Annotated in this window: 18 protein-coding genes; 5 read left to right on the top strand and 13 right to left on the bottom strand. The window is 50.4% G+C overall.

Annotation, left to right across the window (positions count from 1 at the left end):
- Window positions 1-35 precede the first annotated feature (35 nt).
- Window positions 36-743, bottom strand: a complete 708-nt coding sequence (locus JQN59_RS13725) for a CTP synthase C-terminal region-related (seleno)protein (RefSeq protein ID WP_048214377.1) — start codon at window positions 741-743, stop codon at window positions 36-38.
- Between the two features lie 198 nt (window positions 744-941).
- Here JQN59_RS13725 and JQN59_RS13730 point away from each other — a divergent pair, with 198 nt between their 5' ends.
- Complete coding sequence (locus tag JQN59_RS13730; protein WP_111465759.1) at window positions 942-1289, top strand: DUF488 domain-containing protein; 348 nt, start codon at window positions 942-944, stop codon at window positions 1287-1289.
- 7 nt (window positions 1290-1296) lie between these two features.
- Here JQN59_RS13730 and JQN59_RS13735 read toward each other — a convergent pair whose 3' ends face one another.
- On the bottom strand, window positions 1297-1545 hold the full coding sequence (locus JQN59_RS13735) for a putative hemolysin (protein ID WP_048214378.1): 249 nt from the start codon (window positions 1543-1545) through the stop codon (window positions 1297-1299).
- 186 nt (window positions 1546-1731) lie between these two features.
- Between JQN59_RS13735 and JQN59_RS13740 the strand changes: the two genes are divergently transcribed.
- The 3 genes from JQN59_RS13740 to yoaJ are packed head-to-tail and all read left to right on the top strand — an operon-like array spanning window position 1732 to window position 2980.
- Window positions 1732-2757, top strand: coding sequence for a sensor domain-containing diguanylate cyclase (locus tag JQN59_RS13740; RefSeq protein ID WP_149608238.1), 1026 nt, complete (start codon window positions 1732-1734; stop codon window positions 2755-2757).
- Between the two features lie 47 nt (window positions 2758-2804).
- A complete protein-coding gene (locus JQN59_RS13745; RefSeq protein ID WP_032941789.1) occupies window positions 2805-2903 on the top strand; it encodes a YoaK family small membrane protein in 99 nt (32 codons plus the stop codon).
- Window positions 2904-2905: 2 nt separating this feature from the next.
- Window positions 2906-2980, top strand: a complete 75-nt coding sequence (yoaJ, locus tag JQN59_RS13750; RefSeq protein ID WP_095533175.1) for a protein YoaJ — start codon at window positions 2906-2908, stop codon at window positions 2978-2980.
- 48 nt (window positions 2981-3028) lie between these two features.
- Here the strand turns inward: yoaJ and JQN59_RS13755 are convergent, their stop codons facing one another.
- Window positions 3029-3277: a GlsB/YeaQ/YmgE family stress response membrane protein gene (locus JQN59_RS13755; protein WP_003832440.1), complete on the bottom strand. Its 249-nt coding sequence runs from the start codon at window positions 3275-3277 to the stop codon at window positions 3029-3031.
- Between the two features lie 361 nt (window positions 3278-3638).
- On the opposite strand from JQN59_RS13755, the gene fdhF reads away from it, so the two are divergent.
- The gene (gene fdhF / locus JQN59_RS13760) at window positions 3639-5786 is read left to right on the top strand and encodes a formate dehydrogenase subunit alpha (protein ID WP_149608237.1); all 2148 of its coding nucleotides are present in this window, start codon (window positions 3639-3641) and stop codon (window positions 5784-5786) included.
- A gap of 52 nt (window positions 5787-5838) precedes the next feature.
- Here fdhF and JQN59_RS13765 read toward each other — a convergent pair whose 3' ends face one another.
- The 10 genes from JQN59_RS13765 to JQN59_RS13810 form a co-directional block, all read right to left on the bottom strand.
- On the bottom strand, window positions 5839-6483 hold the full coding sequence (locus JQN59_RS13765; protein ID WP_149608236.1) for a hypothetical protein: 645 nt from the start codon (window positions 6481-6483) through the stop codon (window positions 5839-5841).
- 218 nt (window positions 6484-6701) lie between these two features.
- Window positions 6702-6884, bottom strand: a complete 183-nt coding sequence (locus tag JQN59_RS13770) for a DUF1869 domain-containing protein (RefSeq protein ID WP_003832433.1) — start codon at window positions 6882-6884, stop codon at window positions 6702-6704.
- A 3-nt stretch (window positions 6885-6887) separates the two neighbouring features.
- A complete protein-coding gene (gene yeaR / locus JQN59_RS13775) occupies window positions 6888-7250 on the bottom strand; it encodes a DUF1971 domain-containing protein YeaR (RefSeq protein WP_003030735.1) in 363 nt (120 codons plus the stop codon).
- A 173-nt stretch (window positions 7251-7423) separates the two neighbouring features.
- The gene (leuE, locus tag JQN59_RS13780; protein ID WP_048227040.1) at window positions 7424-8062 is read right to left on the bottom strand and encodes a leucine efflux protein LeuE; all 639 of its coding nucleotides are present in this window, start codon (window positions 8060-8062) and stop codon (window positions 7424-7426) included.
- Between the two features lie 139 nt (window positions 8063-8201).
- Complete coding sequence (zinT, locus tag JQN59_RS13785; protein ID WP_239484227.1) at window positions 8202-8813, bottom strand: metal-binding protein ZinT; 612 nt, start codon at window positions 8811-8813, stop codon at window positions 8202-8204.
- Window positions 8814-8940: 127 nt separating this feature from the next.
- Entirely contained in the window at window positions 8941-9531 is a 591-nt protein-coding gene (locus tag JQN59_RS13790) for an ATP-binding cassette domain-containing protein (protein ID WP_149608234.1), read from the bottom strand.
- Complete coding sequence (locus tag JQN59_RS13795) at window positions 9515-10309, bottom strand: ATP-binding cassette domain-containing protein (RefSeq protein WP_149608233.1); 795 nt, start codon at window positions 10307-10309, stop codon at window positions 9515-9517. Before JQN59_RS13795 ends, JQN59_RS13790 begins: the two co-directional genes overlap by 17 nt.
- The gene (locus tag JQN59_RS13800) at window positions 10303-11115 is read right to left on the bottom strand and encodes an ABC transporter permease (RefSeq protein ID WP_149608232.1); all 813 of its coding nucleotides are present in this window, start codon (window positions 11113-11115) and stop codon (window positions 10303-10305) included. Before JQN59_RS13800 ends, JQN59_RS13795 begins: the two co-directional genes overlap by 7 nt.
- Window positions 11105-12079 carry an ABC transporter permease gene (locus JQN59_RS13805; protein WP_103014571.1) on the bottom strand — a complete coding sequence of 325 codons (975 nt, stop codon included), beginning with the start codon at window positions 12077-12079 and terminating at the stop codon, window positions 11105-11107. The genes JQN59_RS13800 and JQN59_RS13805 overlap by 11 nt, the downstream gene beginning before the upstream one ends.
- Complete coding sequence (locus JQN59_RS13810) at window positions 12079-13701, bottom strand: ABC transporter substrate-binding protein (protein WP_149608231.1); 1623 nt, start codon at window positions 13699-13701, stop codon at window positions 12079-12081. The genes JQN59_RS13805 and JQN59_RS13810 overlap by 1 nt, the downstream gene beginning before the upstream one ends.
- Window positions 13702-13930: the final 229 nt, after the last annotated feature.

Consider the following 13930-nt stretch of genomic DNA (forward strand, 5'->3'; position numbering starts at 1 on the left):
CACAGGGCAGGTCCGTGGACAACCTGCCCGTTTTTTTATCCGCGCGCGGCGCGCAGCATCGCCTGGACTAACGGCACGGGTTTACCCGCCAGCGCGCCACGTTCATGCTGAAAGAGTGTGCCAACATAAAATGGATGCGTCACCAGCTCAATGGCACGAATATCACCAGCCTCATCCCAACCGGTCACCCGAAGATCGCCGCTTTCAAGCTCGGCGGCAAAATCCTCCGATACGCCATAGTTGCAGTGATATCCCTCGGTGATAACATCCCGCCCGTAGGCTTTGGCAATCAGCGTATTGGCCCGCAGCTCAATATCATCCGTTTTTTCTACCAGCGAGCAGGTCAATGGTGCTATCACCATCCGACCCGTGGTGTCAGTCTCGGCGTGGGCGGCGTCGCGCCAACCCAGCACGTTGCGGGCGTACTCCAGAATCGCATGTTGAAAGCCGCCGCAGGTACCCAGGAATGGGATGCTGTTTTCACGCGCGTAGCGTATCGCTATCAGCGCCCCTTCAAGATGGCGATATGGACTGCCTGGAACGACCCAGATGGCATCATAGCCAATCAAGTCCTCACTGCTGTTGATATCAGATGTAGTTAGCCAGTCATAATCAGCCACCAATTCCAGGACGGCGGCAGCATCATCGATAGCAAGGGGAATAGCCTGGTGCGCCACAATATCGGGGCTATAATCACCCACCAGCGCAATGCGAAGCGTATCTTTAATTGGGGAAATTTCCATTAAGCTTTCCTTGTGTCCTGACAATAAGGGACAGCATAAGGAGCCTCAGCCTACCGACTTTTTAGTGGTATCACAATCCCTTAAATTGGGAGTCAGGGTGGGCAAAATGCTATAATGGTCACGTTTTACGATCTTATTTAACCATAATAAAATCGATGAGCAATACCTGAGCGGTAGCTGAAAGGAGCGGATGAAGAGATGAAGATTCAGTGTAAACGCGTGTATGACCCGGCAGAAAAAAGCGATGGTTATCGCGTGTTAGTCGACCGGTTGTGGCCACGCGGGATAAAAAAGACTGACCTTGCTTTCAACGAATGGAATAAAACGCTGACGCCATCTTCTGAATTGCGCAAAGCATTCCACGCAGAACTGATCGATTTTTCAAACTTTTCCGAGCAATATCGCGCAGAGCTGGCCCAACAGCAGCAGGAAGGAAAGCGCCTCGCAGAGATTGCCCAGCAGCAAACCTTAACGCTACTGTATGCGGCGAAGAATACCCAGCAAAACCACGCGCTGGTGCTCGCTGAGTGGCTACGTCAATGCTGACCGCGTATTACTTGGCCGTTGCCGGATGATCTCTACGCCAGAGTGACCATTCATCAATCACTTCCCCGTTGGGTAGTTTGCAGTCAGACTTAACACCTTGCGGAGTCTGCACCGCAATCAACGAGCCGCCCTTTTGTTCGCAATACACCGATGCTGGATTCGCCATGCCAACTTTCGGTGGCACAGGCGCTTCCGGTTCCGTGGTACACCCCGCCAGCACCAGCAAGCCGGGCAAAACAATAGATGCCAGTTTCATATTTACTCCTGTTAAAAACCTTATCCTGGCAGGTTACCCCGACTTTCCATCTATCTCCATGTTTTCCTGCCAGCTATCCATTTTATGTTTACATTCTGAGCTGGATGGCGTGTTTCATCTTTCACCTTGATGTTCTATCATGCGGGCAACGTCAGCCCAGTCATTACTCAGGAGCATTTACATCTCATGTCGGACATGATCCTTGCCAGAGTCTCACAATCCTTAGCCACGGAGCAGTCTGTTGAAAGTCTGGTTCGGCAACTTCTGGAGATGCTGGAGATGGTGACTGAGATGGAATCGACCTACCTGACCAAGGTCGATCTGGATGCCCGTCTGCAGCATATTCTGTATGCGCGTAATAGCCGCCAAATGCAGATCCCCGAAGGGCTATCCGTGCCGTGGGATGAAACGCTGTGCAAACGTGCTATTGAGGAAAACTGTCTGTACAGTGACAACGTGCCCGCACGCTGGCCGGAATGTACCGCCGCTCGCGCACTGGACATCACCACCTTTCTGAGCACTCCCGTTCATCTTCCCGACGGAACGTTTTACGGAACGCTCTGCGCTACCAGTCGCCAGCAGCAGGCATTGAGCCAACGTGGAGAACAAGTATTACATCTGTTTGCCGGTCTGATCGCCCAGTCGATTCAAAAAGAGTCGCTGGTTGCTCAGTTACGTGAAGCGAACGCCGCGCTGATTGCTCACTCCTACACTGATGCGCTGACCGGGTTACCGAACCGGCGCGCAATTTTTGAAAATGTGGAGACCCTTTTTTCGCTTGCCCGTCACCTCAGGCAGAAGATAGTTGTCGCCTATATCGATTTGGATGATTTCAAATTGATCAATGACCGCTTTGGCCACGAGGTTGGTGACCAGTTCCTGATCCAGATTGGGCAGCGCCTGCTCCGTGAATGTAGTGATAATGACATTCTCGGTCGACTGGGCAGCGACGAATTTTTAGTCGTTCGCCTGTCAGCGGAAGATGAACTTGATCAGCTTATGCGTCTGCAGCAGGTGAAAAATCAGCTGCAACAGCAGATTTGCGGTGACTACCACCTGGGTGACATTCATCTGTATTATCCTGGTGCCAGTCTGGGTGTGGTGGAAATTGATCCGCTGGAGACTGATGTAAACTGTGCGCTTCATCTTGCAGACAGCGCAATGTATCAGGATAAAAAGCGTCAGGATAAAACCCCTTTTGTCGTACATTAAGCCCTGCTATGCTGGCTCGTCTTTAAATAACTCTGGTAGATAATCGTATGCGACTCGGTATTATTTTCCCTGTCATTATTTTCATTTCCGCTGTCGTTTTCTTATCCTGGTTTTTTATTGGCGGCTACGCTGCGCCGGGAGCATAACGATGAAAAAAACAACGATTATTATGATTGGCGTGGCGATCATCGTGGTTCTGGGCACGGAACTGGGGTGGTGGTAACCAAAATAAAGGCCACTTCTCAGTGGCCCCTATTGTCTGTATGTTTACTTAGCTTTTGATTTTTCTGTAGATAAACAACACCACAATCGCACCGATAACCGCTACGACGAAACTGCCGAAGTTGAAACCATCAACTTTACCAAAACCAAAGAAGGTACTGATCCAGCCACCCACTACCGCACCGACAACCCCTAAGATAATGGTCATAAAGAATCCGCCGCCATCTTTACCCGGCATAATCCATTTTGCCAAAATCCCAGCGATAAGACCGAAAACCACCCATGAAATAATGCCCATAATTTTCCTCACTTATGTTTTTAAATTAACGATTCACTCGTTGTATAAAAGCATAGCATAGCGCTGAAAAATTAAAATTTGTGATCGTCATCACTTCATATTTTCATCTTTTTCCGATGTTTCATAAGGTTATGACTGCTGACCGGCAGGCTAAATTTTTGCCGCTCCTCGTCATTAATGTCGAATCGTCAGTCATTATGCTTAACACTTTTGCCGTCAGCCCCGTTATTGCTGGGTTTTCACTTCTGGCACACTTTATGCTTAAACAACCCGTCGCTACGACAAATCGTAGTCCGCGGTGCTTATCGCGCGGCTGCGTCTACAATTCGCGCTATTTCAGCATTTAACAGGTCTGTTATTGATGAAAAAAATCACCAGTGTTTGCCCATACTGTGGGGCCGGGTGCAAGCTCAAGCTTGTTGTCGAAAATAACAAAATCATCCGCGCCGAAGCCGCAGAGGGTGTAACGAACCAAAATCAGTTATGCCTGAAAGGCTATTATGGTTGGGACTTTCTTAACGACACCCGCCTTCTGACTCCCCGTCTGACTCGCCCGATGATCCGTTATGAAAAAGGTGGCAAATTCACGCCCGTTAGCTGGGATGAAGCCATTCGTTACACCGCTAAACGCTTATCTGAAATCAAAAATACCTATGGTCCTCGCGCCATCATGACGACAGGTTCCTCCCGGGGAACAGGCAATGAGACCAACTACGTGATGCAAAAATTCGCCCGTGGGGTGCTCAATACCAATAATGTCGACTGCTGTGCCCGTGTCTGTCACGGTCCTTCCGTTGCCGGTTTACAGGAAACGCTGGGCAATGGCGCAATGAGCAACTCCATCAGCGAGATTGAAAACTCAAAATGCCTGCTCATCTTTGGTTATAACTGCGCGGACTCACACCCAATCGTGGCCCGACGAGTGATTAAAGCTCGCCAGAATGGCGCAAAAATCATTGTCTGCGACCCACGTCGTATTGAAACCGCCCGTATTGCTGACCAACATTTGCAGTTGAAAAACGGTTGCAACATGGCGCTGGTTAATGCCTTTGGTCATGTTCTTATCGAAGAGCAACTCTACGATCGCGAGTATGTGCAAAAGCATGCGGAAGGGTTGGAAACATACTGGGAAACCGTTAAGGACTATGCGCCTGAAGCCGTTGAACATTTGACCGGCATTCCCGCACAGCAGGTTCGTCAGGCAATGCGTACATTTGCCGCAGCACCATCGGCAACCGTAATGTGGGGGATGGGCGTCACCCAGTTTGGTCAGGCCGTTGATGTGGTTCGCGGTTTGTCGAGCCTGGCGTTGTTGACCGGGAATCTGGGTCGCCCTAACGTCGGCGTTGGCCCCGTTCGCGGGCAAAATAACGTGCAGGGAGCGTGCGATATGGGGGTACTACCTAACCAGTTCCCGGGGTATCAGGACGTGACCGATTCCGCCGTCAGGGAAAAATTCGCCAGCGCATGGGGCATTGACGTTAATCAGATGGATGACAAGGTTGGAACGCGCATCACCGAAGTTCCTCACCTTGCTATCGAAGGCAAAATAAAAGCCTACTACATCATGGGAGAAGATCCGCTGCAAACCGAGGCGGACCTGGGCCTGGTTCGCGAAGGGTTTAACGCGCTCGATTTTATCGTCGTGCAGGATATCTTCATGACTAAGACAGCAGAAATGGCCGACGTCCTCCTGCCGGCCACCTCATGGGGCGAACATGGCGGTGTCTTTACCTGCGCCGATCGTGGCTTCCAGCGTTTTGAGAAAGCGATTGAACCCACCGGTGATGTAAAGCGTGACTGGGAGATTATCAGCCTGCTGGCCAGCGAAATGGGCTATCCAATGCAGTATCAAAATAACCAGCAAATCTGGGATGAGATGCGCGAGCTGTGCCCGCTGTTCTACGGCGTGACCTATGAGAAAATGGGGGAAATGGGGCATGTTCAGTGGCCGTGCCCCGATCTCGATAGTCCTGGTACGCCGTACCTTTACGCGCACAGCCAGTTTGATACCGTCAACGGCAAAGGCAAACTGTTTGCCGCACCGTGGCGAGCGCCCGCAGAAGTTCCGGATGACAATTATCCGCTGGTGTTGTGTACCGTGCGTGAAGTTGGGCATTACTCCTGTCGCTCGATGACCGGTAACTGCGCAGCGTTACAAGCGTTGGCTGATGAACCAGGATATGTGCAAATCAATACCCATGATGCCGAAAAACTGGGTATCCGTCATCGTGATCTGGTGTGGGTCAGCTCGCGTCGGGGTAAGGTCATCAGCCGTGCGGATGTATCCAAGCGTATCAATTCCGGAACGGTGTATATGACCTATCAATGGTGGATTGGTGCATGCAACGAGTTGACCCAGGATAACCTCGATCCAATCTCGAAAACGCCGGAAACCAAATATTGTGCCGTAAATATCGAGCACATTAGCGATCAGAGATGGGCTGAAAAGTATGCCGCTCAATCGTATAGCGACATGAAATCACGCTTATGTGAGGCCATTGCGTAATTCCCCACCCTCGCCACCTGAGTCTGGATACCCAGACTCAGGTTTTATCTCATTACTTTACCAGGTGTGGTTCACTGAAGCGGATGGAGGCAGATTCCTCCTGCATATCCCGCTGCATAAAACCGAGGTTCATCAGAAACAGGCCAGCCATAAACGGCAGTTCGTACAATTCTTCAATCATATCGCCATATTGGACATTGTGCAGGAAGATGGGAGCCAGCAGACGATGATGCTCTACCGTATCGGAAATCAAAAATGCGCAGGCGGTGATCGCCAGCAGCCAGAGCGGTAGCGGTTCATTACGCACGCGTCGGACAATATCCAGGCGTAAGCGCTTCGACAACAGCACCGGCAGAATAATCATGGAAATCATTACAACAGAGATAGCTCTGAACAGAAGTCTAGGCTGCTCCGGGAAATAGTCACGGCCCCAACTGGTGCTTCTCCCCAGCAATACCAACCACCACACGGCTGCCCAAAGCCAAAATTGCTTCTCGCCTTCAGGGCGTGATAAAGGCCGGATATAGCCAAGGGTAAATACAGCACCAAACAGTAGCCATAGCGCCTGCCCATTTTCGATCCATCTGACGACAGTGCCGTTAAGCAGCGGAAGATTCCAGTTCGCGGTGAACGGGATCGCCACAATGACCAGTCCTAGAATAAGTGTGGGGAATGTAATTTGGGTATTCAGTTTCATAAGCGCGAAGTTCTGTATTGTTACTATTTTGCGATCATAACTCCTGTGAATGATCGACAATTAGCATTCAATGCGGATTTCTTAAGGTATTCTTAAGGAATCTTTTTTCGGACATCACCTTGCTCAACACAGACAAAAAAACCGCGCGGCGCCGTCAAAACGCAGTGCGGTTATTAGATTAAAATTCTGTGTATTCAATCAGTAGGAGTAATTAACGCCTACCATCCGCACACTTCATGTTCATTCTCGGTATCGTACGAACGAACGGTATTGACCAGGTCTTTGACCACTTCAGCTGCCACATCTGGCACCAGTAATGTCATCGGCGCTTCTGTTTCATAATCAACAGAAACACCGTTACTGTTATTGGTCACGGTTACGGTATAGGTTGCTTTGCCCATGATTTACTCCTTGCCGGTGCGCACGACTTTTCGTTGATTTGCACTCTCCATCAGAACTTCCGGGGCAACGAAAAAATCGATATTAAAGTAAGTGTCGTCGGTCATCACTTCGATGTTATGCCATTTTTCCGGCGGAAAAACGCCAAACTGACCGGCTTCAATAACCATCACCTCTACTGGCTCCGGACTGTGTTCATCGGCGTATCCGAGATATTTGACCGCCCCCTGCATAACCGAAAGTCGTGGATAAACCCCAGCACGAGTTCCTTTATCAAGGTGGCGTTCGAAAATTCCGGCAGGCGCAGTTTCTTTGTTCCAGAATGGTGTAGAGCGTGTATGGATATGATTCTGTGGAATTTGAAGCATTTTTCTTCCCTTTTCCAGTCGACAACCAGCGAGTCTTATTGAATCGCTGCTGTACACAGGGTACGCCTCAAAATATACATTTAAAATACCATTTATTGGTTATAACCCTACAATTATAAATGAAAAGCAAAGCGTCATATTGAAGGCCCGCCGCAACCAGCGGGCCGATAGCATCACGACTGAAGCGTGGCCAGACGAGCGGCAAAACCAACGAAAATCAGGCCGATTAGGGAATTACCCACTTTGGCCAGTTTTTTCTTCGTGCGAATATACTGTGTCACGAACGCGCCGGAGAAAATAAGGAAGCTCAGATAGAAAAAGCTCACTACTTCAAGCGTAATGGCCAAAATAAAGAATGACAGCCCTGAGTGCGGTGCATTGACATCAATAAACTGCACGAAGAACGAAACATAAAACAAAATAGCTTTGGGATTCGTCAGGCTTAGAATTAATGCTCGCTTAAAAATAGCGCCAAACGGGACTTCCTCGGCCGCAGCATCGCTTGCTTTCGATTTCAGTGTCGCATACAGGATCTTCGCACCGAGGTACAGCAGATAAAACGCGCCAAGATAGCGAACGATGTTGAACAAAACGGGCGTTGTTTTGATCAATGCGGCAACACCGGCATAGGCCAGAAACATCAACACGGCATCACCGATAAACACACCGCTTGCGGCGAGATACCCCCCCTTCACTCCCCGACCGACGCTGTTCTTCAACACAAATATCGTATTTGGCCCCGGTACCAACACGATAAAAATGGCTCCCACCAGATACGTCCAGTAATTCAGAACTCCATACTCTGCGAACACGTTAACCTCTTCCTGAAAAAACACATGCACTTGCTGCGATACAATATGCTAACGAATGCATCGGGTGATGGAAAGAGAAGGTTATGAATTAAAAAACCCGCCACTGGTGACGGGTGTGTACAGGTAAGGTTAGCCCGGATTAATGGTGCAGCATCTCATCCACAACCTCTTCTCCCTTCAACTGATAAGGGTAATAGGTAGGCCAGTTTTCCATCTCTTCAAGCAAGGCTGCCTGCGAGGTATTTCCCATAAAGATATGGAAGTGGCTCGATTTACGCGGAGCGATAATATGATCGCTAAATTGCACATATTTAGGCGCTTTGCTGTCAGCGGCTTTACACTCAAACAGATACCGTACACCTTTCTTGCCTGATTTATAATACAGGATCTTATATCCGGCGTAGTCGTATTTACATGATGCAACCTGATTCCCGGTATGAAACTCCATCACGCCATTTTCAATACCGATAGTGTCTACGTTGGTTGCATAGCCTGTACGGTAATACGCTTTGATTTGTTCTGCCGTTTTGCTTTTATCTTTCTCCGCTTTCTTTTTGAATACTGGGTCAAGTTCGCCGCTGACCAGATACGGATAAACAGATTGCCACATGCCATCCCAGTCGGTCAGCGTCCTGTTCTGCACCTGGTTATCATCAAATACCCCTTCCGACGCCTTTTGTTCTGTTTCACTCATTGGCGCACCATGGGAATGATGACCATGCGCCAGAACCGAACTACTGACTAAAAGCATCCCCAGAGCAATTGTCAGTTTCTTAAAACGAATAGCCAAAATTTCACCCTCAAATCATTTGCGAGTGAAATGTTATAATATAACATCACAATTTAATCAATATCATTACTTATCAGAACGGGTGAAATTACGGCGTAAGCAGCGTCCGCGTGCAGATCTGATCAAGCAGCGCCTGCTGATGGCTGATAATCAGCATGCCTAATGGTCGACGCTGGCATTCTTCGAGCAGCAGTACCCAGATATCTCTTTGAATGGAAGGGTCGAGCTGGGCGGTAATCTCATCGGCAATAAGAAAACGGGTACGCGGGTCCAGCGCACGAAGTATGGCGATTCGCGCCAGTTCACCACCAGAAAGCTGTCCAGGGCGACGGGTTAACCATTCCGGTTTGATATGCAGGCGGGTAAGGATTTCTGCGCCAGGCCGCCAGGCGTCATGCACCGCATCGCCGGTGCTGCGTCGGGGGTTAAAGGTTAATTCCGGATGCTGTGGCACCAGTTGCACCGGGCAATACTGGTGCATCGGCAAAGGTTGATCATCAATCAGAATGTCACCCGAGGTCGGCTTTTGCCAGCCCGCCAGCACACGTCCCAACGTCGTTTTGCCGGTTCCGCTGGGCGAACAAATCCCAATACGTTCTCCAGGGCGTAGAGAAAAGGTCAGATTTTGCCACAGAACCTTTTCCCCCTGACAGATTGTTACATCACGACAGCACAGCATCGCGCTCTCCAAAAAGTTGATTTCTTTCAGGCAGCGCCCGCCATTGTCGTTGCAGGTGTTCGCTAATCTCTCCGCGTAACAGCTGTTCCCGGCTGACGTTATCCGACACCCTTCCCTGATGCAGCGCGACAATACGATCCGCATGGCGGGCCGCCAGCGTGAGGTCATGCGTTACCCATAAAACGCCAGCCCCTTGCTCACATTGCTCACGCAACTGTTCAAGCAGTTGATTAGCGAGAGGTGCATCAAGCCAGGCGGTAATTTCATCCGCCAGAATATAGCGAGCCTGACTCAGAGACGCATGACAAGCCAGAACACGTTTTGCCATACCGCCTGAAAGCTGGCGCGGAAAAGCATCTAATACGCGACTTTCCAGTCGGCTACGCTGGAGTAATCGGTCAATTTTTCCGGCATTCCATTGCTGGTCAGAAAGCTGGCATGCCCTGCGCAGATGCTTTTCAATCGAGAGCAGCGGGTTAAGTGCCTGAATACCTTGCGGGACGTAGCTGAAGGTATTACCACGACATTTGCGAATATCATCACTGCCCAGCGTTTTACCTTCCAGGGTAATAACGCCGTTGAAACGCAAATTGTCTGGTAAGAGATCGAGCAAACATTGCAGCAACAGGCTCTTACCTTCGCCACTTCCCCCAACTAGCGCCACCATCTGACCAGGCGCTACGTCGAAAGAGATATCCTGCAACAGCGAAGTCCAGTTTTTCGCGCCGTACCAACGATAACGCGCCACGTCCAGCGAGACCTGCCTTAAACTCAACATGCGTCACCTCGTAACCATAAACGATGCACCGCCCTTGCGAGCTGATCGAATAACATCACCAGACTGAACAGCATCAGTCCTGGAAACAGCACTAACCACCAATCACCATGACTGATAAACCTCAGCGCATCCGCCAGCAGCAGGCCCAGCGACGGTTCATGCGGTGCCAGTCCAAAACCGAGGAAGCTTAACGCCGCGCTGTGTAACACCGCATGGGGAAACATCAGCAATGTCCCGGTTAACCACTGGGGTAACAACGCTGGTAGATAGTGATGCCGCCAGCAGTAAAAATGGCCGTGTCCCAGACGCCAGGTCAACGTCAGATAGTCACTGTGGGCCACGCGCTGCGCTTCAGCACGCAGGATCAGCGCCAGACGCGGCCAGTGCGTTAGTGCAACCGCCATGATTACCCCGTTTTTCCCGCCGCCCAACGTAAAACAGATCAAAATAAGCAACAGCAGATGCGGCATTGATAGCATGGCATCAGTAATCAGACGCATAAGTACATCCAGACGCGGATGTATGCGCGAAACCGCCGCCATCATTAACGCAATGAAACCGCTGCACAACGCCGCACCAATACCAATTTGCAGACTGGTTAGTGCCCCCTGAAAACAACGGACCCACAGATCGCGACCGAGGTTATCGGTGCCAAACCAGTATATCGCATCAGGTGGAAGATGACGGGCAAGCAGATTAACGCTCAACGGGTTATCCAGCATTGCGGCACCATACACTGCAATGAATAACAGGCAGCTAAAAGAGAACAAAAGACGAATTAGCGTCGGCGTCGGGTTATAGAGCATCGGGTCGCTCCAGAGCACGGTTCAACATACGGACAAGCCAAGTAGACAGCGAATTGCCAATGAACACCAGTACGGTACTGAACAACACAATCCCCATCAGTAACGGCAGATCGCCGCGTAACCCGGCATCAATGGTGGCCTGCCCCAGTCCTGGATAAGCAAAGACTTTTTCGGCCAATAGTGCACCTCCCAACAGTTCTCCCAGTGAGGCAAACTGCAAACACAGCGCAGGCGTAATTGCATGACGCAGAACCTGATGGCGTAACAGTGACCAGCCTTTATCTCCCTGGGAACGCGCAAAACGGACAAAATCACTTTTCATCACGCTGGCGATGCTTTCCCGTGTATGCAGCGTAATTTGTCCCAGTCCCAGCAAACTGAGCGCGCAAACGGGAAGTACCAGATGGCGCAGACGCTCAGTCAGCGTCGCCATATCGCTGCTGTTGCCCGGCTCCCACGCGCAGCAGACCGGAAATACCGGCCAGCGCACGGCAAATAACGCCAGCAGCAACATGCCAATCCAGAAGGTAGGCAACGAGGAGAGCAGATAGCTGAGGCGACAGATTGCTTTGTCCGGCCAGCGATTCAGGTAGCGACCCGCGACAAACCCCATTGCCGTTCCCAATATGCCGGAGAGTAGCCACGCGCCGCCAAGCAGCGCAAACGAGGTGGAAAAGCGTTCCTTGATCACGCTGGCAACCGGCGCATTAAACAACATGGAATAGCCGAGATCGCCCTGCAATACACGAACAAACCAGTGACCAAAACGCTCCCATAGCGGCTGGTCCAATCCCCAGCGAGCAGCAATGCGCGCATATTGCTCCGGCGGCACATGCAGGAGATCGTTGCCGATATAAGCGCGAATCGGATCGACTGGAGAAAAGCTGAGCAGCACAAAAGTGCCAGCCGCAACCAGCACTAATAACACTATCAGCCGTAGAAAATGGCCCACAACAGACTTCATCAACGGCAGGTCCAGGTCCATTCGTCCAAATTATTGAGCAGTGACCAGCTACCGTGAATCTCCGGTGCGCCTTTGCCTAAATCAATACACGGATTTGCCAGATAAGTGTGCTGAATATTCAGCAGCCATGCCCAGGCAGCATCGCCCTGCACGCCAGCCCCTTGCTTACCATCCCACTCCACCTGTTGCCAGAAAGGTAACGCCTTTTGCCAGTCTGGGGCGTCGATAGCCTGTTTAAGGTGCTGTTCAACAACAGGATTGCTGTAATAACCTGGGTTGTAATATTCCACGCCCGCGGCCTGATTACTGTAATGATGGAAAAGCTCCATCGGATCCAGGCTTCCCCAACCAAATAGTGTTGGGTTCGCATGCATGTGACGCTCAACCGTTTCCCAGCTTCCTGATTGCAGCGAGATCTGAATACCCACCGGCTCCAGCATTGCACGTACGGCCTCAGCTAAATCCCGGCGCGTACTGTCACCGCTGGCGTACCATAAAGTCAGTCGAGCCTCTTTGCCGTCTTTCACTCGCACGCCATCTTTACCTACCTTCCAGCCGGCTTCTTCCAGAATCGTACGTGCTTTTTCGCTATCACCATCTTTGAACGCAACGGATTGCCCCTGCCATGGCAGCCCTTGCACTGCGCTATATGCAGGAATCGCATGACCTTCCATGACCTGATCGGCAAGCTGCTTACGGTCGATGGCATAGTTTATGGCGCGCCTGATGGCAACATCGGCAGTGATATCGTTCCCAATCGGATAGCCATTGGCGTCTTTTTTACCTGCAGGAACCATCGGGAACACAATGCCCCGGTTTTCCACGCTATCGCGTACCCAAAGTTTCAAGTTTTTCTGCTGAGGAGCGACCGCCATCGACGGCGCGATACGTACGAGTCCCAGTTGGCCACTGCGCGCTGCGGCATAAGCGTTATCTTCATCAAGGAAGACAAACACCAGCTTACTGAAATCATTTTTCTTACCGGCATACCAGGGGTTAGCCTCCACGATCAACTGCTGTCCCGGCTGAAAACTCACCAGCCGATAAGGACCCGCGCCAATCGGATTTTTGGCAAATGTTTTTTCGTCATACCGTTTCGCCGGAACAATACCCAAAGAACCCAGCACATTCACAAAGGTGCTCTGTGGGCTATTCAGCGTAATTTCTACCGTGCGGTTATCTTTCAGGCTGGCATGGGTGAAGTTTCCCATATCGATTTTGCCGCCGCTTTTTGCTGCTTTGTTATAGGTGAACACCACATCTTCAGCGGTTAGCGGGAAACCATCAGAGAATTTAAGGTCAGGTTTTAACGTCAACGTCCAGGTTTTGCCGTCTGCGCTGGTCTCTACTTTTTCCGTCAGCAGGTTTCCCCAGCTCATATCTGCATTTTGTTTTAATAATGGTGCATGCAAAAGCAAATAGCTGCCATGACTCCAGCCCAGCATCGGGTCAAACCCTTCCGTTGGTTCTGGGCCAATTGCCAGTTTTAACGTCTGCCCTTCGCTCGCATTTTGCGCGGCAAGAAGTGGTGAGGTTAATGCGAGAGTCAATGCGCACGTAAGCAGTGCCAGCTTGCCTTTGATCATTATGATATCCAGATTTACGTTATTTTTATGCCGCATAACGATTTACCGTCGTTAAGCAGTCTCCTGGGGAAGGGATTATGGCGGACAGAAATGATGAAAAAAATGATGCGGCGCAGAAAAGTATGACGATTTTCTAAAATTATCATACTTTTTTCTGATACTCCGTTATGAGTACGATGTGAATCTCAGAAAATAGATTAATCCCTCGCCATTTATTCACAGGAATATTAATCCCGAACTAATAATTGCCTGTGCGGACTATTGA

Source organism: Citrobacter sp. B72 (assembly GCF_016894305.1).
Lineage (GTDB): Bacteria > Pseudomonadota > Gammaproteobacteria > Enterobacterales > Enterobacteriaceae > Citrobacter > Citrobacter portucalensis.

What these genes read in the sequence shown, in the direction of transcription:
- JQN59_RS13725 (WP_048214377.1), bottom strand. Translation starts at nt 743, where the DNA reads ATGGAAATTTCCCCAATTAAAGATACGCTTCGCATTGCGCTGGTGGGT.
- JQN59_RS13730 (WP_111465759.1), top strand. Translation starts at nt 942, where the DNA reads ATGAAGATTCAGTGTAAACGCGTGTATGACCCGGCAGAAAAAAGCGAT.
- JQN59_RS13735 (WP_048214378.1), bottom strand. Translation starts at nt 1,545, where the DNA reads ATGAAACTGGCATCTATTGTTTTGCCCGGCTTGCTGGTGCTGGCGGGG.
- JQN59_RS13740 (WP_149608238.1), top strand. Translation starts at nt 1,732, where the DNA reads ATGTCGGACATGATCCTTGCCAGAGTCTCACAATCCTTAGCCACGGAG.
- JQN59_RS13745 (WP_032941789.1), top strand. Translation starts at nt 2,805, where the DNA reads ATGCGACTCGGTATTATTTTCCCTGTCATTATTTTCATTTCCGCTGTC.
- JQN59_RS13755 (WP_003832440.1), bottom strand. Translation starts at nt 3,277, where the DNA reads ATGGGCATTATTTCATGGGTGGTTTTCGGTCTTATCGCTGGGATTTTG.
- fdhF (WP_149608237.1), top strand. Translation starts at nt 3,639, where the DNA reads ATGAAAAAAATCACCAGTGTTTGCCCATACTGTGGGGCCGGGTGCAAG.
- JQN59_RS13765 (WP_149608236.1), bottom strand. Translation starts at nt 6,483, where the DNA reads ATGAAACTGAATACCCAAATTACATTCCCCACACTTATTCTAGGACTG.
- JQN59_RS13770 (WP_003832433.1), bottom strand. Translation starts at nt 6,884, where the DNA reads ATGGGCAAAGCAACCTATACCGTAACCGTGACCAATAACAGTAACGGT.
- yeaR (WP_003030735.1), bottom strand. Translation starts at nt 7,250, where the DNA reads ATGCTTCAAATTCCACAGAATCATATCCATACACGCTCTACACCATTC.
- zinT (WP_239484227.1), bottom strand. Translation starts at nt 8,813, where the DNA reads ATGCTTTTAGTCAGTAGTTCGGTTCTGGCGCATGGTCATCATTCCCAT.
- JQN59_RS13790 (WP_149608234.1), bottom strand. Translation starts at nt 9,531, where the DNA reads ATGCTGTGCTGTCGTGATGTAACAATCTGTCAGGGGGAAAAGGTTCTG.
- JQN59_RS13795 (WP_149608233.1), bottom strand. Translation starts at nt 10,309, where the DNA reads ATGTTGAGTTTAAGGCAGGTCTCGCTGGACGTGGCGCGTTATCGTTGG.
- JQN59_RS13800 (WP_149608232.1), bottom strand. Translation starts at nt 11,115, where the DNA reads ATGCTCTATAACCCGACGCCGACGCTAATTCGTCTTTTGTTCTCTTTT.
- JQN59_RS13805 (WP_103014571.1), bottom strand. Translation starts at nt 12,079, where the DNA reads ATGAAGTCTGTTGTGGGCCATTTTCTACGGCTGATAGTGTTATTAGTG.
- JQN59_RS13810 (WP_149608231.1), bottom strand. Translation starts at nt 13,701, where the DNA reads ATGCGGCATAAAAATAACGTAAATCTGGATATCATAATGATCAAAGGC.